Origin of the sequence: Sebaldella termitidis ATCC 33386, assembly GCF_000024405.1 — a bacterium.
Lineage (GTDB): Bacteria > Fusobacteriota > Fusobacteriia > Fusobacteriales > Leptotrichiaceae > Sebaldella > Sebaldella termitidis.
This window is the reverse complement of sequence record NC_013517.1, coordinates 985990-1004696: the sequence shown is the minus strand read 5'-3', so window position 1 is coordinate 1004696 and position 18707 is coordinate 985990. Positions and strand designations below refer to the sequence as shown.

Below are 18707 nucleotides of genomic sequence, written 5' to 3'. Positions count from 1 at the left end.
TTATATTTTATAATACCGCTGTTTATATAAAAACTGCCTGATTTTTAAGTTAAGACACAAAAAATCAGGCAGTTTATTTTATATTGGTGTAATTTTTCAATTTCTATTATTATATCCCAAAGAAGAATAAAATTTCCGTTATTTAAAACAGCAGATAAAAATCACACAAGTTTTTTTATGATTCCGTACATTTTTTTTACATCTTCTATTCTTGTAAGACCTGTTCCCTTATCTATTATTGATCCGTATATATGCGGCATTATTCTTGGAATACTGCTGTCAAGACATATCTTCATTATTTCTTCAAAATTTTCCAGATCTATACCGCCTGTCGGCTCTATTAATTCAAGTCCTGCTCTTTCACTGGCCTTCACCACTTCCTTAAGCTCAGCCGCACCTTTTAATCCTTCCATAGGAAAAAACTTTACAGAATGGGCTCTCATATCTTTCAGCATAGCAACAGCTGTATCTATATCCACTGCTGCATCTGCTGCTTTACTGCTCAGCTCTCCCGTATTTATTTTTACTTTACCCGGCTGTCCTGTAGGACTCATTAATACATTTATATAAGTTCTGCTGAACCGGTTTGCTTTGAGAGCTCCTGCAGCATACCCTGCTCCTGTAAATACCTGATTCACATGTCCGGGATCTGTCTGCGCAGCTATTAATGCCGCTTTTTCAAACTGGCTCGGATCTCCTGCTCCCAGCCCTACTGAAACCACTCCTAATTTCCCGAGATACTCCTGTACCTCCTTTACACCTTCTTCTACAGTATTATATTTTTTTGACAAAAGACCTACTACAGCATGTCCTTCCGCTGCTTCATACACAGCAAGTGCATTTTCCAGATCTTTTGCCAAAACATTTAATGCAACCCGTCCGTTATAAAATTTTATTTTTGTATCTAACATTTTTACCTCCTGATGTGTTTCTTATATTAAAAGTCCGAGCCCTGCGAAAGCCATAGAACCTAATATTGCTCCTCCTGCTATCGGCTTGTCTATTTTATAAAATAAGGCTGCCCCGATTATTGAACCTAATCCCGCAGGTACGTTATACTGTACTGCCGATAATATAATAAGCGGTCCGAGGAATCTTCCCGTTGCATTCCCTGCACCCATCATTATTCCTGTTCCGGCTGCCGAGACATTTTCCGGCATAAGCTTTCTTATACCTATGATTATATATCCTATAACTAATCCTATTGCTCCCCCGATTATGAGACTTAATGCAAAACTATTCAGACTTTTTCCGTAGCCGGCCGACAGTAAAACCGCAGGAATTCCTATTCCTACTCCCGTCATCAACGATCCCCCGACATCTAACAGACCTACCAGAGGCCCTTCCAATATTCTTGCAAGCAGGAATCCGAATGCAAATCCCGCTGCCGCTGCATAATCACCTGTTTGTAGTCCCTGATCCAGCAGCTGTATTACGAATATTTCATTTAAAGCACCTGTTCCATGCTTAATATACATATGAGTTCCCCCGACCATAGCCGCACAGGCTAATGCTACCAGTATGGGGAAGGTTTTATCACTTAACCAGAATTTTTCCTTTGTTGATTTCATTTTTTCCTCCTTAATCTAAACTTTTAGAAGCCAAGCTTTGCAAAGAATCCTCTTGCATATGCTATTACCAAGAATAGTACTACTACTACAGATATCATTATTTTTACAGATTTAGTAACTCCTTTTTCCTCGATTGACTGACCAATTAAGATACCAAGCACAAGTCCCGGAAGTGAATTACCCATTACCATATGTCCTAATCCTCCTAAGACAGTAGACCACATACCTGTAAGCTTCCCTGCATCCATTGCCGCAAGCCAGAAAATGATAGGCATGACAGGATTTATCATAAGATTTGATGCTGGTGTAAGTATTTCCTTTGCTACCTTTGCCAGTTCTATTGGTACGAAAGCTGCCATTGTATTCAGCATTACCACTACTACTGCCCCTATAATACCGCCTGCTATTCCCATTTTATACGGATCATACAGAGTTTCTTCAACCTTTTTATTTTTAAATAAAAGACTTGCCGCTGCGAAGTTCGGAACTATTCTGTGAAATACATCCTGTGTAAGTGCCCCTGCTCCTATTGATGATGCTGCCGAGTTAAATAAAAAACCTAATCCAAATGAAAAATGTGAAATGGGGTCTCCCTGACAGGCATTTAATTCCCCAAGTGTTCTAAAAGCTCCCATTGACTGATGCGTAGGTGTATGAAACATCCTTGCGGCTCCTGCAGTAAGTCCGAATCCGCCAAGGAAGCCGACAACCAATGATTTTAGCAAAATTATTAACATAAAACCTCCTATATTTTTACATATTTTACACTAACTACTATTTTAAGCTCTATTTCTATTTCCTGTTTTTTTCTCGGCATAAAAAACCACAAAAAAGTTTCTGTATACTCTTCTGTTTTTTTGCTTATCTCGTATACATTAACAGGCTCAAGCTTTATTACTATTCCCTCAATATCCGAAGTAACAGTTTTTTTCAAAATAGTAAATATTTTCCCTATTACCTCTTCCTCATTTTTGCCCTTTGCTTTAATAGTATAATCTTTCTCTTCATGATACATTATTTCGTTCATCTGATTCTCCTTATACACATTTTTGTGCAGTTTATACCGAATACTTTTCTTTATATGTCTCTACTATTCTTCTGCCCAATTCCTCCACATCAAGAAAACCAAAACCTAATACTGTATAACCTTCTTTTATTGCTGTTACTCCGGCATCTACAGATCTCAAATGATGCTTTGCCTTATAACCGTACTTTGTCTGTGCCATTATAGCTCCTGCTCCGCCGCTTCCGCAAAATGAAATTCCTATATCCGCGTTATTTTCCTTCATTACGTCGCCAAGCTTGGTATCAGCACCCATGCCTTTTATTACTATTGCTTTTCCTCCTGCTTCTTCCACACCCTTGGCTACCTTGTCTCCCTGCCCGAGACGATGTCCTATTACTACTACAATTTCCTTTTCCATGATTTTCCTCCTGTTTTTTTATTGATTTTGAAATTCCAGTGCAAGCTGTATCTGAATTGCTGCCAGTATTATTTCCAGATCATCTGCTTCTGTTCCATATTTTTCCGACAGCATTGTTATTATCTTTGAAGATATTCCATAAGCCTCTTTGCTGACTTCTTCCTCAAATCCTGAATTAGTAACATTTAGTTTTTCTTTTGCTTCGAGTCTTTGACAAAAGCTGACAATATGGGAATAAAATACCAGCTTGAATTCATAAGTAAATATTACATTATTTTCTTCCAGTATTTTTTCTACTTCCGCAGCATTTTCAGTATACTTGGAAAAATCTGCTTCTGACAGTCCCAAATGCTGTCTTACGTCTTCCAGAAAATTTTGTTCCATGATTTTCCTCCTCTCAAACTGTTCTATACATATATATTTAAGATAAAAATCTTTTCACTATATAAGTTACCACAAAATACACGAATGTCAAATTTTACATATTCGTCGCTAATTTTCCATTTTTCTTTGATTTTTTTCTTTTTTTATGTTATATATAAAAGTGATTTTACATGTTAACGAAAAAATAAATTATATAAATTCGCAAAAAAATCATATTTTTTATATAATTTTGACGAAATTAGGTGAAAAAATGGAAAAAAATAGTAAAAAAAACCAGTTTTTTTTTCAGGAATACGATATTTTTATTGATTTTCATAAAAAAATTAATAAGCGGGAAAAATTTTTCCTGGAATTTTTAATAGAAAAAATAAAAAATAATTTTGAAAATCCAAATGAAAAAACTCTTGTTTTTGAGATTGAGGTACTTTTTAAAGTGCTTAATATTACTGAAAAAGAGGAATTTGAAAGGTTTATGAATAGTTTTTCAGAAAAGAGAATAATCTACAAATGTAAAAAATTCAATCTTCTTACATTTGAAGGTTCCCTGTATCCTGTAGCTTCCTTTGAATTCAATGATGAAAAATTTTATATTGATATTTCCGAAAAATTTTACAGCATTTTTTCTGCTGAAGAAAATAATTTTAAGGAGCTTTACTTTGACATTCTGCTTCAATTCGACAGTATGATTGTAAAAAAACTTTTTTTGTTTCTTATTAATAATAAAAGTATAAATGATACACTTGAAGTTTCTGAGGAATATCTTAAAGAATATCTTGAACTATCCAATACCTATGACCGTTTTTATGATTTTGAAAAAAATGTTCTGAAAAAATCTATTGCACAGATTGAAAAATATACTCCTCTAAAAATAAAATATGAAAAGATAAAGAATAAATCTTATCTGAATAGTAAAATAGTGGGAATAAAATTTTACATCATTGATAATGTAAGAAGTAATTTAAGCAAGCAAACCAACGAACTGCTGAAAGGATACGAAGATTTATTTGTAAAGTATAACAAGATATGGGACTATACACTAAGCATGCTGTCTAAAAAGGGATACGAATATGTGAAAAAAAATATAAGCTATACTATTTTGCATAGAAAAGACAATATGGACAGATACATTGTAGAGGCTCTCAAATATAACCATTACGACAACAGACTGAAAAACAGAGTGGCAAAATTCAGCGAAACTCATAAGCTGGTTTTTGATGAGGAAAAACATTATGCTTCACTTGCAGATCTGCATACGGAATTTTTTAAGATCATCGCCAATCTGAATTTATTTTATCTTACACAGGTGGATACTTTTTACAGGGAGCTTTATAAACTGAAAAAATATAACGAACTGGAATATATCGATAATCAAATTGCCGTATTTATAGAATATAACGGGGAGTATCAAAGCCGAATGTTTGTTTTTGAAAAGTAAATCTCAGGTTTAGTAATTTTATGACTGCAGCTGACAAGAAAAATGCCGTTCCTCATCAGCTGCAGTTTCTATTTATTATTATATATCCAAAGCCGAATGAATACAATCATAAAATATAACATAATCATTCAAAGAAAATCCGACTGTATTTAATTCTGTACTTTGAGAAATTTTTTCCTTAATAATTTCAATAAGCTCATTATCAGGATCCTCCATAGAGCTTACCTGCTTAAAATATTTCCCGTCACTTTGCAGAGCACGCTCCAAAACACAGTTTCCATGAAAAAGAAAGTCCACAATCAGCTGATTATTCGGTCTTAATGATATTTTATCACATATCTGCCTTAACAGACGGTATAAAATTTCATTTGTTCTCGGAATATCCATGTTCGGGAAAAGCTCCGTCATAAGCTTGAGATTACTGTCATTATTACGTACTATTTTATCATTTAAGGTAAAGTCAGCCAGATAGTCCTTATGATTGTTTTTCTTTCTTATTATGGCAGCAGAAAACGAAACTATGCTCATCCCTGAATTCATCAGCTCAAATACACTGTTTATATGAACTATTGAAGCAGGATATGTACTAAAAGTCAAAATACGTGTTTTCAGAAATAACTTGCTGTCTAGCTTATTCAGCGGATCATGATCCACGACCAGAAGAACTCCCTGTCCCCGGCTCACTGTACTGATATATTTTGAAATTCTTTTTACAAAATAATCAATTTCATTCTTTTGCTGTTCAATCGAGTAATTCAATGAGTAAAAAACTCTTCTTCCCTGAATTTTGTTAAAGCTTAATGCAAAATTATCTGCAAGCTCCGATCCGTGTGTAATTATAATAACAGGAATCTGTACCTGATTCACCAGATCAAACGCTGAAAAAATTACCTGTTTCAAAAAATTCTTCTTCTCGTTTTCTATTCCGCCTATGTTCATATCCAAAAATCTCATAAGCTTTCTGTAAACAGACTGAGCCGGCTTTGACCCCTTACTGGTTTTTGAAAAATAATAATTATTTATGTCAATCTGCTTAAATACTACCTGATCTACTACACTTAAGACATATTCAAACAATACAGGGTCTTTTCCCAGAACAGTTCCTTCAAAAATAGAGGAAATACTGTATTTAAAAGAAAGATCATGAAATGAAAAGCTGTAATTGTGCAAATCTGTAGGCAGATTAGTCATAAGCATTTCCATCATATTGATCTTCGATTCTCTTTTATCCTTAATCAGTTTTGCCCTAGAAACATTATTTTCCCTTATTATTTTTGTCAAATCAACAGTCAGACCGGGTACCAGTACAATTCTTTCCGGAAGCTCCGCAAGTAGAGAATCTTTTATATCTGCTTTGTTATTCTGCTTTTGGAGTATACCGTCCGATAAGCAGTGAAGCTCTAACACAAGAGGCGTATTTGTTTTTCCGGAATAATTAAAACGGGAATGCGACAAAGCGTATATAATCTCATTTCTAAGCTGAAATATATTTGAAGTATAATTTTCCAGCGCAAGAGCCACGATAAAATCTTTTGATATCTGAACCTCCTGTGATAATCTGTCTGCTTCGTTCTGAATTATTGATAAAATTAATTCTACTGTTTCACCAAGCGGTCTTTTTGACAGCGGGGGAAAATACGAATTATACGGAGTCAGATCATAATACTGCAGATATTCCTTTACCTTTGAATCTATCATTAATGCTATCACAGGCTGGGCTGTATTGCTGTTTCTGTAATAGTATGAAATCTGATTTATAAAAGACAGCATACTGTTTATTTGTGTGTCATTATTTATTGCAACTGCGATAATTGCATAACTGCTGTTTTCAAGCTTTTTTAGTTCAAAAACAGGAGCAACTGCAATTATGTCAAGGTCTGTATAAAAAATTCCCTGTTTTCTGTTAAATTTTCCTATTTCCTGACCTCTTTTCAAAAACTGTGACAGAAAATGCTTTTTTCCGGTTCCCTTTTCACCGCGAAGAGTTATAATTTTTACTTCTTCATATGGATAATAAAGAATCGGCAGTATCCTCAAAATACTCTCATAAAGCGAACCGTTTATGTCACTGCCTACCATATCAAGCTTTGCCCCTATTACTACAGGTCCGGCTGCCGATGCCTGATGTATATAATTATTTATCTCATCATCTTTATTAATTATATTTGGCAGCGAAACATAAGGAAAATTATTTGCCATAACCTTCATGGATATATACAGTGTAGGTCTCCCGTTTATCTTAATAAATTTCCCCTCTTTATGAAGCTGGTTTAAAAGCCGCGATATATTTGTGCGGTCTATTTTCAGATCAACTGAAATATTATGTGCATTACAGTCTCCAAAGTCCAGTGATCCGTTCAAAATCTGCTGTTGAGTATAGTTTTCAATTAACTTTATTATAGAATCCCTACGGTTTGACATAAATAATTCCTCCTGAAATTTGTTGTAATATTCAACTTTTTCTCTGCACTAATCTACATTTCATTATAACACACTATAAACACTAAAACAATAAACCGTGTATCTTTTTAAAAAAAATATAAAATAAAAGGCTTTTTCAGTGTTACATTCTAAAAAAATAATGTGTTCCTTGGAAATTTGACAAAACATAATTCCCCTGTTATACCTTGTAGTGTGATCAAGTTAATTTTCATTTTCAATTTTGAAAATCAGTTAATGAGATATTATCTCCAAAAAAGAAACTAATGGACATAAAAAATCTTTTTAAATGTTATGTCTTGTCCATCTTTAGTTAAACAGCACTGAATATTTTATCATTCTGCAAAGCAGAAGAAGGGAAACAATCCGTTATGAAGCAATAAAACAGGCAGTATTGTTTGCTAATTATGAATGAGACATAACTATACCGAAATAAAATACACAGAATAGTAACACTAAAACAGGCATTGAATTTTAGAAGTACCAAAATACTTATAAAATCGTTCTGTAAAATTAACAAAAATCACAATTCTATATGATGAAATAAGAAAGGAGTAAGAAATGGATAACTTAAAATTGGTAAGAATCGACTTTAGATTAATTCACGGACAGGTTATGACAAGATGGGTAAAAAAATATGACATTACAAATATTGTAGTAATTGATGATAAATCTTCAAAAAGCCCTATACTAAAAAAGATTCTGCTTAATGCAGCACCTGCGGGAATAAAGGTGGAAATCGAATCTGTGGAAAGTGCTGTTGTTCGTTGGAAAGAAGGAAACTTTCCTAAGGGAAACCTGTTAATTTTATTCAAAGATCCCGAAACTACAGGAAGAGCATGGAAAGCAGGCATTGACTTCAAATCTCTACAGATAGGAGGAATAGAAGGCTCTGCATTGAAGAAAAATATATGCCGTAATATCGTAATGTCAAAAGAGGATATTGATCATTTGAAGCCGATTCATGACGGTGGTGTAAAAGTTTTCTGTCAGCCTATACCTGATGATTCGGAAGTGCCGTTTAAAACTGCACTGGATAAATTCTAACATATTAAACACAGCAGAGAGACTGCATAATTTCCGGACTGTTATTATATCTGCTGGTATTACCGATAAACATTATCACACGGTTAAAACAATCTGTATGTAATAAAAACTCGTGCGGAAATATAGAAATATACTATTTCCAAATAAGTTTTATATATAAAGGAGGAAAGAAAAATATGGTACAAGCTTTATTAATGGCTTTTTTAGCCCTGTTAAACGGAATGCAGTGGCCGGTATCCTGGTGGCTTTTCAGAGAACCGGTTATGGCAGGTTTCTGGGTAGGGTTAATTTATGGAAATCCTGTACAGGGAGTAATGATAGGTGCTACTATTAATGCTTCATATCTGGGCTGGATAAGTGCCGGAGGCGCTAATGCCTCTGATTTATACTGGGCAGGATTACTCGGGGCATTCGTTGCCATCAAGGGAGGTATGAATATAGAGCAGTCAGTAGCATTTGCGGTGCCTATAGGATTACTGGGCAATTATGTACACGTCACATATATGACTCTTGCATCATTCTGGCCTACAAAAATGGATAAACTAGCTGAAAACGGCAACTGGCGCGCTATAAGAAAAATTCAGTTTTTCGGAGGCCCTGCAATTGTACTTGTGCTAAGAGCACTGCCGGTATTCCTGATAGCTTTATTAGGTAGCGAATATATACAGATCATGATTAATCTGCTGCCGCTTTGGGCAATGAGAGGATTAAGTGCTGTAGGAAAAATTCTTCCTGCATTAGGTATGTCGATGCTGTTTAAATTTATGTATAAGAAAGAACTGCTTCCTTTCTTTGCTATTGGATTTGCAATTGCCGCATATACAGGAATGAAGGACTTAATGATGTATGCAATTATTTCTGTTTGTATAGCATTTGTTTTAATCAAACTTGGATTCACTGATGTAAAGGAGGAGTCATAAAATGGCAAAACACTTGGATAAAAAAGATATAAGAAAGGCTGCGGTTACATGGTGGGTATCTTCACATCTTACTTATAACTACCAGCGTCTGCAGGCAGGTGCCATGACAACAGTAATGGGACCGCTGCTGGATAAAATGTATGAAGGCGACAAGGAGGAAGTGACAAAGGGATTAAAAAGACACATGCTTTACTTTAATACCGAGCCTCGTTTGGGAGCTGTTCTTCCGGGAATGACTGTTGCCTTAGAAGAAGGACTTGCCAATAATCCTTCTGATGATGTAGATGATTCTATGATTACAGAAATTAAAACAGCTCTTATGGGTCCTCTGGCAGGAATCGGAGATACTGTGTTTGCAGGACTGCTTAAGCCGATTTTCCTGAGTATTACACTGGGATGGGCTGCTCAGGGATATATATGGGGTGCATTTGCTTTTGGAATCGGATTTACGCTTATAGATTTTGCTTTGACATATGGTATGTTTACACAGGGATATAAACTAGGTATGGATTCAATTGATAAATTTCTTGAAAGCGGATTTATTAATAAGATAACCTCTTTTCTGGGAATAGTCGGTCTCTTCTGTCTCGGAGCCATGATTGTAAAATATGTATCAATCAACGCTGTATTAGAACTGGAATTATCAACAGGAAAAATGTCTATAGGAACGCTTATTAATAAAATTGTACCGTCTTTACTGCCGTTAGGATTTACTTTATTTTCATTCTGGCTGCAGCTCAAAGGAAAAAGTATTACTACAATTCTGTTAATTTTATTTGCCATAGGCTTTCTGGGAGGAGCCATCGGATTATTAGGGTAATATCTTAATTATTTTCATACTTAAAAACTGAAAATATACTTAAGATACGGGTATTTTTATATCAGCATTATAAAAATACCGGTTCTGCCCTGCTATTAAAGCGGAACCTCAAATAAATTCCGCTTTATTTACAGACTGGAGGACAAAAATGATTAAAATTTTAATAGTAACACACGGCCCGCTTGCCGGTGCTTTACGTGAAAGTGCCGCTATGTTTTTCGGAGATCAGGCTGACGACATATGTACAATAGGATTATTTCCCACGGAAAATCCAGAGGATTTGAAAGATAAAATATGCAGTGAAATAAAAAATAAAGATGACGGCGATGGTTTTCTGATATTTATAGATATTTTCGGTGGTTCACCGTTTAATATGGCAGCACTGGCAGTGGAAGAACTAAAAGAAAACCATAAAATCGAATGCTTTACAGGAGTTAATATGCCTGTACTTATGGAGGCATTAACAGAAAGAGAATCTATGACTATAGAAGAGTTAACAGCATATCTTGAAGAGACATCACAGGGTACAGTTGCCAACCTGAGAAAATCTCTGGATATCTGATATTCTTGATTCATATATTAAAAATTACAGGTGTTTTGTCACAGCTACAGGCAAAGCACCGGAAAGAAATGAGGGAACAACATGATTTTCGGATTTCAGACCAGAATAGTTGAAAATACAAAAAATAACAGATTTTTATTTATCAGGGGAAAGAATGAATATTATCAGATTTCTTCCAGTAAACAGGAAGCGCAGATCAAGCTGCTGCAGAATAATATTCTGAATGCACTGACAGCAGGTATGATTCTCAGATTGTTTTTTAATCTTGAATACTATTTCTGCATTATAGCTGCACTTATAATTTACAGTGTTTATTTATTTTTGTTTAATACTAAATTACTGCCGTCATTTGATCAAGCAGCAGCTAAAAATATCAAAATAAAAAAGAAGCCCACATCAAATTCTACTGCACCCCTTGTACAGGGTATCGGATTTATTATAATTGCAGCCGGGCTGGTATATTGTGTTCTGACTAATCAGGCCGGAGATCCTTCAATGAAAATCATGGTATATGCTGTAATTGTTATTGCAGTATTTCTGGGAACAAAACAGGTTTTAAACAGCTTAGCAAACGGGCGGTTATGAGAATCAAATAATAAATACCAGTGTAATACTCTGCTTGTAATTAATCAAATGATACAGAAAACAAATAATAGTTTTTGGTTAATTATGAGCAGAACCCTGCACCGGATTGTACAATTTAGCAGAAATATAATCTTTAGCAGTCAAAATAGATAACATTTCCAAAAGTGTCCGACATATTTTATTTGATTACAAAATCATCTGACTTAAAAGATTTATATTTTTATAAAATAAAAAATAATACCAGTGTTATGTCTCTCTTACCTTTAGTTAAAATTTTATCATTTTTTACAAATGAGACATGACACCAAAAAATCAGGAGGAAAACATTATGGTGAAATCAGAAACAGCTCTTAGAATCAGCAAAACAGGAATTATGGCAATTGTACGTGTGGAAACAATAGAACGTGGAATTGAAATCGCTCAGGGATGTCTTGACGGCGGTGTCGATGTGCTGGAAATCAGCTACACTAACAATAATGCAGGCGATGTCATTAAAGCAATCAAACAAAAATTCGGAAGCAAAATCCTTGTCGGAGCAGGAACAGTACTGGATCCTGTAACTGCAAGACTGTCAATATTAGACGGAGCACAATTTGTTATAGCTCCTACATATGATCAGGGAGTACAGGAAATATGTAATTTATATCAGGTTCCTTACGCTCCGGGATGTACTTCATACAGTGAAATGATGGATGCTCTGAAAGCAGGGGCATCATTTATCAAAGCATTTCCTATCTCTAATTATTATGGTCCGGATCTTGCAAAAGTAATCAAGGTCCCTGTCCCTCACACTCCGCTGCTGGCTTCAGGCGGTGCTACATTTGATAATCTTCATACATGGTTTGAAAATGGTATTGACTGTGTTGGTATAGGCGGACTTCTGACAAAAGGAACAAGCGAAGAAATAGCTCAGAATGCAAAGCGTCTGAGAGAAATAGCCGACAAAACAAGAAACAGCTGATATTATAAATTATCACCCGCTCTTGGTCAAATGGTGCTAAATGGTTATCAGTCTGCAAAAAAGCATAACAGTGACTATGCTTCTTACAGCGTTTCAGATGATAAAATATCAGGTACTGTTTGACTAATTGCGAGTGAAACATGGCGTAAATACAATTATTTTGACATTATAGAAAAAATGGAAGGAGAGAAAATGAAAAAAACAGCAATAGTAAATGCAAACAGTTTCGGCAGATATTTCCCGGAATTTCTTGATGATCTGTCAAAAAATGTAGGTGAGGTGGAACGATTTAAATTTCCTGCAGATATAGATCAAAAACAACTGGCAAAAGAACTAAGCGGTTTTTCGTTTATAGTAATCGGAACAGAACCGCAGCTTACAAAGGATTTTTTTCAGGAAGCCGACAGTCTGAAGCTTGTAGCACGTTTTGGAATAGGCTATAACAATGTTGATGTAATAGCTGCTAATGAAAACGGAGTTATGGTTTCCAATATTCCTGCTTTTATGGAAAAGGATGATGTCGCAGAGCATGCAGCAGCTCTTACACTTTCTATGGCAAAGCTTCTTGTTTTTTCCAGCACAGCTGTCAAAAATGGTGAATGGGCAGTTAACCGTGAACGTTACCTTGGTCAGAGAGTAAACGGAAAAACTGTAGGAATATGCGGTTTTGGAAATATAGGGGTACGTTACGGTGAAATAATGAAAAGTGCATTTAATTGTGAAATTATCTGCTATGATCCTTATTTGAGCGAAGAAGAAGTAAAAAACAGAGGTGGAAAAAAGGTAACATTTGAACAGCTGCTTGCTGATTCTGATATCATTTCGCTTCACATGAATGTAAGTGCTGAAAATAAAGGAATTTTTAATGAGAAAAGTTTTTCTCAGATGAAAAACAGTGCTGTTTTAATCAACAGTGCAAGAGGAGGGCTTGTTATCGAAGATGATATAATAAAAGCTCTTGATGCCGGGCAAATTGGCGGATATGCTACAGATGTACTGGAATTCGAGCCTCCGAAAGCAGATCATCCGTTTTTACATCATGAAAAAATCATTGCAACACCGCATATAGGTGCTTATAACCGTGAATGCAATCATATGATGTGTTCAAGTGTAGTCAGCGATATAAAAAATGTTCTTGCCGGTAAAGAACCTACAAACCGTTTATATAAATAATATTCTAATATAAGATAAGCAGTCATCTCTCAAAAGCATATATATCCGCATGTTTTCAGCATGTGAATATATGCTTTTTTATTATTCATAAAAAAATTATTTCATAAATTTTTTTTCCTGCTATTGCATTTTTTAAAAATCCGGTTATAATAAAGTAATACGTATTACCTATTTTTTAAAATTAGATTATGGAGGTTACTATGAGTAAGAAAAGTCATGAATTTTATTTGGAAAGAGCCATTGAGGTTTCAAAAGAGGCAAGAGAATCGGGAAATACTCCTTTCGGAGCAATACTGGTAGATAAAGAAGGAAATATTATTATGGAACAGGGAAATATTGAAATTACTGCAAAAAAATGTACCGGGCATGCTGAGGCGTCTCTCGCCGAAAGAGCTTCTCACGAATATTCAAAAGAATTTTTGTGGGACTGTACTTTATATACCACAGCTGAACCGTGCTGTATGTGTGCCGGTGCTATTTACTGGGCAAACATCGGTACTGTGGCGTATGCTATGACAGAAAAAAGACTTCTGGAATTAACAGGAAGCGATGAGCAAAACCCTACCTTTGATCTTCCGTGCAGAGATGTATTCAGCAAAGGACAGAAAGATATTACAGTAATAGGCCCATTTCCCGAACTGGAAGCTAAAGCGGCAAAAGTACATGAAGGTTACTGGAAATAAAAAAATTATCTGTCCGGATACATTATCCGTTTTATAATCAGGAGGTAAATATGACTAATAATGAAGCAGGTACTTATTCTTCAAAAAATAAGGCTTCACTATCCACAAATATTACAATGGGTATACAACATCTGCTTACAATGGTTCCTGGTTCCATTGCAGTTCCGCTTATTCTGGGAAATGCAATGGGGCTGGATGCCGCTACAACCTCATTTTTAGTTGCTGCCAATCTTTTTACAAGTGCAGTGGCAATTCTTATTCAGGTCTACGGACTTGGAAAATTTATAGGTTCCAGACTTCCCATAGTTCTGGGATCAGCTTTCGCCCCATTAGGACCCATGATACTTATCGGCAATCAGTACGGGCTCCCTACACTTTTCGGTTCTGTAATAGTTTCAGGAATTGTTATGTTTATTATCTGCTTTTATATAAATAAAATAATAAAATTCTTCCCTGCTGTAGTGGTAGGATCATTTGTCACCCTCATAGGTGTCAGCCTCGCTCCCACAGCTTTTAATGATCTGGCAGGGGGATACGGAAGCGAAACCTTCGGAAGCATAAGCAATATTCTGCTTGGTCTGACTGTCCTAATGATTATTGTGCTTCTTAACAGATTTGGAAAAGGTGTTATCCAGTCTGTTTCTCTTTTGCTCGGACTGGCAATCGGGACTGTTATCTCTGTTCCCTTAAATATGCTGGATCTCTCTCCTGTAAAAAGTGCCGGCTACTTTGAACTTATTACCCCTTTTAAATTCGGCATTCCTGAATTTAGGGCAGATGCAGTATTTATTATGGTCCTTTTCTGTGTAATAAACATGATTCAGTGTATTGGTGTTTATGCCTTTCTGGATGATGTATGCAATACAGAAACTGATACGGGAACTAAAATAAACGGTATGAGGGGTCAGGCTTTCGCACAGATTTTCAGCGGAATCTTCAACTCAGTTCCTTCCACTATGTTTAATGAAAATGTCGGAGTCATTAAATTAAGCGGAATAAAAGAACGTTCAACAGTGGGGGCTTCTGCAGTAATGCTTCTGATAATAAGCATGATACCGAAACTCTCTGTATTTATCACATGCATTCCAAAACCGGTTATAGGCGGAGCTACTCTTGCCCTGTTCGGGACTATTACCGCTGCCGGAATATCAATATTGTCTTCAGTTGATTATTCAAATAATAATAATTCCCTTGTTTTGGGAACCGGACTGGCTTTAGGAGTAAGCGTTACATTTACTCCGAATGTTTTTGATAAATTTCCGCTTATACTTTCTATGTTATTCAGCAACGGTTTATTTGTGGTAGGTTTAGTCACCATAACCCTGAATCTTCTGTTAAATCATGTGAAAGTAAAAAAATAAATAAGTAAGTAATATTTAAATCATATAAATAAAAAAGACGGAATTTTTGGCAGATTTCGTCTTTTTTATTCTTGTTGTTTATTATATTATTTTTTTCTGATACTGTTAAAACATATATAATTAGTATCAATATATTCCTTTGCAAAAATAACAGGTCTGTCCTCCTGGTCAAAATTTATTCCTTCCAGCAAAAGAAAAGACTTTAATTTATCTTCACAATGAAAATAAGTATTTAAATCTTTTTTGTCATGATTAGTCACTGTAAGAATTTCCACTCTGTCCCACGATATTTTTCTTCCGCTGTAAGTATAGATAAAATCAAAAATAGATTCCTTATAATCTTTCAGATATACAAGATCACTGTCTTTTCTGAAAATTTCTTTCGAAAAATAATCTTCACAGTAAACACAGGGCTTCTTATCTGCATAAAAAACTTTTTTTGCCATGATAATATTATCATTTTCATTTATTCCAAGCTTTCCGGCAGTTTCCTTGTCAGGCTTTATCTCTTCATACCCCAGAATATCCACTGACGGTGTATAACCAGACTGCATTATCATTTCCTTAAAAAGAACTACCGGATTAAACTGTACTTTCATAGTTACAGCCTGTGGGTTTATAAATGTTCCCCTGCCCTGCTTCCTGAAAATAATGCCGTCAGAAGCAAGTTCGTTTAGCGCGGTTCTTATTGTTACCCTGCTGACACCCAGAATATCTGCAAATTCATCCTCTGTGGGCAGTTTTATATTTGTTCCGTCAAAATTTTTCTTTATATAATTATATATCTCTGTTTTTACTTCACTGCTTAAAGATTTTATTTTTATTTTTTTCATAAAAATCCTTCCTCACTATTATTTTTTAAAAGTAAAATTCTATTTATGTCCCAGATTTTTTTATTCAGCTTATTATACTATATTAAATACGCTTTTTCAATTTTCACTATTTGTTTTTCATTGACTTTTATAAATTTTCAAGGTATCCTTATATAAATAGTTTGGAGTTGTTACTCTTTTTAGAGGCAAAATCTAAAATTTATCAAGTTTCTTTGATATTTTTTGATTTTGTCTTTTTTAGTGTAAAGATAATCTGTAAACTACCATAGTACCAACACTTAAAAAATTTATTATTTTAGAAAGGATGAGATTTTAGAATGAAAAAAAGATTTTTTGGAATTTTTGGGGTTTTCTTTTTGTTTCTGGCTGTTAGTATTACTTCGTATTCTGCTGCCAAGGACAATGAAGTTGTTTTGTATATTGTAAGACACGGGAAAACTATGCTTAATACTACTGACAGAGTGCAGGGATGGTCTGATGCAGTTCTGACTCCTGCCGGAATAGAAGTGGCAGAATATCTCGGAGCCGGATTAAAGGAAAAAAAGATTAAATTTAGTGCCGCTTACAGCAGTGACAGCGGGCGGAGCATACAAACAGCCGATATTGTTCTGGAAAAAACCGGACAAAAGGCTGTTCCTCTAAAAACCGACTGGCGTTTGAGAGAATTCAATTTCGGGACTTATGAAGGAGATCTTAATCATACAATGTGGACTGATATAGCTAAAAGTCAGGGGAAGACACTGGAAGAATGGCAGGCAGCTGGAATTTCGCCGAAAGACTTTGCAAACAGTGTAGCAGCACTGGATAAGGGACGTGATCCTGAGGGTCTTAACTGGCCTGCCGAGGATTATGAAACTATCACAAAAAGGCTCAAAGCCGGGATTGATGAAATTGCAAAGGAATCTGCCAGAAAAGGCGGAGGCAATGTTTTAATTGTTTCACACGGTTTGAGCATAACGGCTCTTGTGAATACTCTTGATCCTGAGCTTAATGTGCCTGCCGGGCTTAAAAATGCCAGTGTTACCAAAGTTATTTACAAGAACGGAAAATACGAAATTAAAGAAGTCGGGGATATGAGCTTCGTAGAGCTGGGGCAGAAGCTCGGCGGAAAATAATCCTCCGGTCTCTTATTCAGTATCTTCAAATATTTGTATCATTTTTTACCTTGACATAATGTATTTCTCAAATTACAAAATTTCAAGGAAACATCCCGTTATAAATAAAAATATCTGTTTAAGAACTTTTATACAGATATTTTTATTTTCAATATTATTTTTTTGTGTTATAAAACTTCTCATTTACATATTCCATTTCAGTTGCAGTTTTTACAAATCCGAATTTTTTATATACAGGCTCTCCGTCCTTACTCGCATGAAGTGTCAGCTTGGAACAGTTTCTGTCAAGTCCCTCATTTACTGCCAGTTCAAAAAGTTTTTTTGCTATTCCCTGTTTTCTGTATTCGGGAAAAACAAAGACGTTAGAAATATATCCTAGTTTTCCGTTCATATAAAGTGCCGCCGGAAGAATATCATAAAAAGCTATCGCACTTGTCCCCACTATTTTATCATCTTTTTCTGCTACAAAGCCTGTAAATATTTCTGTATCCATAAATTTCTGCAGATATTTTTCCACTTCTTTATCTACATTTTCCTTATTATTCAAATGATTTTCCCTGTCATATTCCTCAAGAAAAATACTTCTTATTCTTACTAATTCATCTATGTCAGATTTCCCTGCTTTTCTGTAAGATATCATCTATATTTCTCCTTTCAAATTCAATATTAAGAACAGTTACTGCTATTTTTTTTGAGTTTATAAAAAACTTGTGAATTTACTATTACAGGTAAATACTCCATAGGAGAGTTTTTCTTTTGCATTATTTTAAAATATTTCTTAAATAAAAGTTCTAGTTTTTTATAATTAAAACCTAAGTGAGTTCCTATATATCCTTCCTCATTTCGTATTTCAGGAATGTTCATAGCGAACAATGCTTTCAATATATTTTTTATATATTGAAAATCCAATTTAGTATATTTTATCCTTATGATGTTCTTTATAAAACTTGGAAAGTAAATTTCTATTGGAACAGAAATAATTACCACTCCATCATCACTTAAAAGATTATATATATTTTCCAGTATTTCATTCTGAGCGTTTGAATTGAAATGTTCCAAAACTTCAAAACATGTAATTACATCATATTTCTGATCCTTGATATCTGACACATCTGAATAATACTTTATTTTCTCTGAATCAGTATTGTCCATAATCGGTTCAAAACCAACCAGCTCTATATCTGTTTTTATTTTTGATACTTCTTTTAAAAAATGCCCGTCCCCTGCTCCATAATCTAAAAGATTTTTAAAATTTTCTTTTAAAATAAAATTCAATGCAGTTAAAAATCTTTTTCTATGTGAAAATCTTACTAATGGATTTCTACTATTGTAAGTATAATCTGAATATACATACTCTTTTGACATTTTAAACCTCCTCGTCTTAACATTCTAAT

The 18707-nt window shown here is 34.7% G+C and carries 21 protein-coding genes; 11 read left to right on the top strand and 10 right to left on the bottom strand.

The features are described 5' to 3' along the window. Positions 1–161: 161 nt before the first annotated feature. The 6 genes from dagF to STERM_RS04710 are packed head-to-tail and all read right to left on the bottom strand — an operon-like array spanning position 162 to position 3379. Entirely contained in the window at positions 162–911 is a 750-nt protein-coding gene (gene dagF, locus STERM_RS04735) for a 2-dehydro-3-deoxy-phosphogluconate aldolase (protein WP_012860423.1), read from the bottom strand. A 21-nt stretch (positions 912–932) separates the two neighbouring features. Beyond that, a complete protein-coding gene (locus STERM_RS04730) occupies positions 933–1571 on the bottom strand; it encodes a DUF4310 family protein (RefSeq protein WP_012860422.1) in 639 nt (212 codons plus the stop codon). A gap of 23 nt (positions 1572–1594) precedes the next feature. Then, a complete protein-coding gene (locus STERM_RS04725) occupies positions 1595–2308 on the bottom strand; it encodes a DUF4311 domain-containing protein (protein WP_012860421.1) in 714 nt (237 codons plus the stop codon). Positions 2309–2316: 8 nt separating this feature from the next. Continuing rightward, positions 2317–2598 carry a DUF4312 family protein gene (locus tag STERM_RS04720; protein ID WP_012860420.1) on the bottom strand — a complete coding sequence of 94 codons (282 nt, stop codon included), beginning with the start codon at positions 2596–2598 and terminating at the stop codon, positions 2317–2319. A gap of 31 nt (positions 2599–2629) precedes the next feature. Then, a complete protein-coding gene (locus STERM_RS04715) occupies positions 2630–2995 on the bottom strand; it encodes a glycine-rich SFCGS family protein (RefSeq protein WP_012860419.1) in 366 nt (121 codons plus the stop codon). A gap of 18 nt (positions 2996–3013) precedes the next feature. Then, complete coding sequence (locus STERM_RS04710; protein WP_012860418.1) at positions 3014–3379, bottom strand: PRD domain-containing protein; 366 nt, start codon at positions 3377–3379, stop codon at positions 3014–3016. 250 nt (positions 3380–3629) lie between these two features. Here STERM_RS04710 and STERM_RS04705 point away from each other — a divergent pair, with 250 nt between their 5' ends. Next, the gene (locus STERM_RS04705; RefSeq protein WP_041309810.1) at positions 3630–4814 is read left to right on the top strand and encodes a replication initiation protein; all 1185 of its coding nucleotides are present in this window, start codon (positions 3630–3632) and stop codon (positions 4812–4814) included. Between the two features lie 78 nt (positions 4815–4892). Here STERM_RS04705 and STERM_RS04700 read toward each other — a convergent pair whose 3' ends face one another. After that, positions 4893–7235: a transcriptional regulator gene (locus STERM_RS04700; RefSeq protein ID WP_012860416.1), complete on the bottom strand. Its 2343-nt coding sequence runs from the start codon at positions 7233–7235 to the stop codon at positions 4893–4895. Between the two features lie 579 nt (positions 7236–7814). Here STERM_RS04700 and STERM_RS04695 point away from each other — a divergent pair. The 9 genes from STERM_RS04695 (at position 7815) to STERM_RS04655 (ending at position 15365) form a co-directional block, all read left to right on the top strand. Continuing rightward, positions 7815–8300 carry a PTS sugar transporter subunit IIB gene (locus STERM_RS04695; RefSeq protein ID WP_012860415.1) on the top strand — a complete coding sequence of 162 codons (486 nt, stop codon included), beginning with the start codon at positions 7815–7817 and terminating at the stop codon, positions 8298–8300. 176 nt (positions 8301–8476) lie between these two features. Beyond that, positions 8477–9220, top strand: coding sequence for a PTS mannose/fructose/sorbose/N-acetylgalactosamine transporter subunit IIC (locus STERM_RS04690; protein WP_012860414.1), 744 nt, complete (start codon positions 8477–8479; stop codon positions 9218–9220). 1 nt (position 9221) lies between these two features. After that, positions 9222–10040, top strand: coding sequence for a PTS system mannose/fructose/sorbose family transporter subunit IID (locus tag STERM_RS04685; RefSeq protein ID WP_012860413.1), 819 nt, complete (start codon positions 9222–9224; stop codon positions 10038–10040). A gap of 148 nt (positions 10041–10188) precedes the next feature. After that, on the top strand, positions 10189–10602 hold the full coding sequence (locus STERM_RS04680; RefSeq protein WP_012860412.1) for a PTS sugar transporter subunit IIA: 414 nt from the start codon (positions 10189–10191) through the stop codon (positions 10600–10602). Positions 10603–10683: 81 nt separating this feature from the next. Beyond that, a complete protein-coding gene (locus tag STERM_RS04675) occupies positions 10684–11187 on the top strand; it encodes a hypothetical protein (RefSeq protein ID WP_012860411.1) in 504 nt (167 codons plus the stop codon). A gap of 328 nt (positions 11188–11515) precedes the next feature. Continuing rightward, positions 11516–12148 (top strand): beta/alpha barrel domain-containing protein, encoded by a 633-nt coding sequence (locus tag STERM_RS04670; protein ID WP_012860410.1) that lies wholly within the window; start codon positions 11516–11518, stop codon positions 12146–12148. A 192-nt stretch (positions 12149–12340) separates the two neighbouring features. Further along, on the top strand, positions 12341–13321 hold the full coding sequence (locus STERM_RS04665) for a D-isomer specific 2-hydroxyacid dehydrogenase family protein (RefSeq protein WP_012860409.1): 981 nt from the start codon (positions 12341–12343) through the stop codon (positions 13319–13321). A 200-nt stretch (positions 13322–13521) separates the two neighbouring features. Next, positions 13522–14004: a nucleoside deaminase gene (locus tag STERM_RS04660; protein WP_012860408.1), complete on the top strand. Its 483-nt coding sequence runs from the start codon at positions 13522–13524 to the stop codon at positions 14002–14004. A 50-nt stretch (positions 14005–14054) separates the two neighbouring features. Continuing rightward, the gene (locus tag STERM_RS04655; protein WP_012860407.1) at positions 14055–15365 is read left to right on the top strand and encodes a uracil-xanthine permease family protein; all 1311 of its coding nucleotides are present in this window, start codon (positions 14055–14057) and stop codon (positions 15363–15365) included. Between the two features lie 86 nt (positions 15366–15451). Here the strand turns inward: STERM_RS04655 and STERM_RS04650 are convergent, their stop codons facing one another. Beyond that, complete coding sequence (locus tag STERM_RS04650) at positions 15452–16198, bottom strand: GntR family transcriptional regulator (RefSeq protein WP_012860406.1); 747 nt, start codon at positions 16196–16198, stop codon at positions 15452–15454. A 317-nt stretch (positions 16199–16515) separates the two neighbouring features. On the opposite strand from STERM_RS04650, the gene STERM_RS04645 reads away from it, so the two are divergent. Then, entirely contained in the window at positions 16516–17313 is a 798-nt protein-coding gene (locus STERM_RS04645) for a histidine phosphatase family protein (RefSeq protein ID WP_012860405.1), read from the top strand. A gap of 154 nt (positions 17314–17467) precedes the next feature. Here the strand turns inward: STERM_RS04645 and STERM_RS04640 are convergent, their stop codons facing one another. Both STERM_RS04640 and STERM_RS04635 read right to left on the bottom strand, forming a co-directional pair. Further along, entirely contained in the window at positions 17468–17953 is a 486-nt protein-coding gene (locus tag STERM_RS04640) for a GNAT family N-acetyltransferase (RefSeq protein ID WP_012860404.1), read from the bottom strand. A 26-nt stretch (positions 17954–17979) separates the two neighbouring features. After that, the gene (locus STERM_RS04635) at positions 17980–18678 is read right to left on the bottom strand and encodes a class I SAM-dependent methyltransferase (protein ID WP_012860403.1); all 699 of its coding nucleotides are present in this window, start codon (positions 18676–18678) and stop codon (positions 17980–17982) included. Between the last annotated feature and the right edge of the window lie 29 nt (positions 18679–18707).

Excerpts from the sequence above, each read along its gene's own strand:
- dagF (WP_012860423.1), bottom strand. The coding sequence starts at position 911 with ATGTTAGATACAAAAATAAAATTTTATAACGGACGGGTTGCATTAAAT.
- STERM_RS04730 (WP_012860422.1), bottom strand. The coding sequence starts at position 1,571 with ATGAAATCAACAAAGGAAAAATTCTGGTTAAGTGATAAAACCTTCCCC.
- STERM_RS04725 (WP_012860421.1), bottom strand. The coding sequence starts at position 2,308 with ATGTTAATAATTTTGCTAAAATCATTGGTTGTCGGCTTCCTTGGCGGA.
- STERM_RS04720 (WP_012860420.1), bottom strand. The coding sequence starts at position 2,598 with ATGAACGAAATAATGTATCATGAAGAGAAAGATTATACTATTAAAGCA.
- STERM_RS04715 (WP_012860419.1), bottom strand. The coding sequence starts at position 2,995 with ATGGAAAAGGAAATTGTAGTAGTAATAGGACATCGTCTCGGGCAGGGA.
- STERM_RS04710 (WP_012860418.1), bottom strand. The coding sequence starts at position 3,379 with ATGGAACAAAATTTTCTGGAAGACGTAAGACAGCATTTGGGACTGTCA.
- STERM_RS04705 (WP_041309810.1), top strand. The coding sequence starts at position 3,630 with ATGGAAAAAAATAGTAAAAAAAACCAGTTTTTTTTTCAGGAATACGAT.
- STERM_RS04700 (WP_012860416.1), bottom strand. The coding sequence starts at position 7,235 with ATGTCAAACCGTAGGGATTCTATAATAAAGTTAATTGAAAACTATACT.
- STERM_RS04695 (WP_012860415.1), top strand. The coding sequence starts at position 7,815 with ATGGATAACTTAAAATTGGTAAGAATCGACTTTAGATTAATTCACGGA.
- STERM_RS04690 (WP_012860414.1), top strand. The coding sequence starts at position 8,477 with ATGGTACAAGCTTTATTAATGGCTTTTTTAGCCCTGTTAAACGGAATG.
- STERM_RS04685 (WP_012860413.1), top strand. The coding sequence starts at position 9,222 with ATGGCAAAACACTTGGATAAAAAAGATATAAGAAAGGCTGCGGTTACA.
- STERM_RS04680 (WP_012860412.1), top strand. The coding sequence starts at position 10,189 with ATGATTAAAATTTTAATAGTAACACACGGCCCGCTTGCCGGTGCTTTA.
- STERM_RS04675 (WP_012860411.1), top strand. The coding sequence starts at position 10,684 with ATGATTTTCGGATTTCAGACCAGAATAGTTGAAAATACAAAAAATAAC.
- STERM_RS04670 (WP_012860410.1), top strand. The coding sequence starts at position 11,516 with ATGGTGAAATCAGAAACAGCTCTTAGAATCAGCAAAACAGGAATTATG.
- STERM_RS04665 (WP_012860409.1), top strand. The coding sequence starts at position 12,341 with ATGAAAAAAACAGCAATAGTAAATGCAAACAGTTTCGGCAGATATTTC.
- STERM_RS04660 (WP_012860408.1), top strand. The coding sequence starts at position 13,522 with ATGAGTAAGAAAAGTCATGAATTTTATTTGGAAAGAGCCATTGAGGTT.
- STERM_RS04655 (WP_012860407.1), top strand. The coding sequence starts at position 14,055 with ATGACTAATAATGAAGCAGGTACTTATTCTTCAAAAAATAAGGCTTCA.
- STERM_RS04650 (WP_012860406.1), bottom strand. The coding sequence starts at position 16,198 with ATGAAAAAAATAAAAATAAAATCTTTAAGCAGTGAAGTAAAAACAGAG.
- STERM_RS04645 (WP_012860405.1), top strand. The coding sequence starts at position 16,516 with ATGAAAAAAAGATTTTTTGGAATTTTTGGGGTTTTCTTTTTGTTTCTG.
- STERM_RS04640 (WP_012860404.1), bottom strand. The coding sequence starts at position 17,953 with ATGATATCTTACAGAAAAGCAGGGAAATCTGACATAGATGAATTAGTA.
- STERM_RS04635 (WP_012860403.1), bottom strand. The coding sequence starts at position 18,678 with ATGTCAAAAGAGTATGTATATTCAGATTATACTTACAATAGTAGAAAT.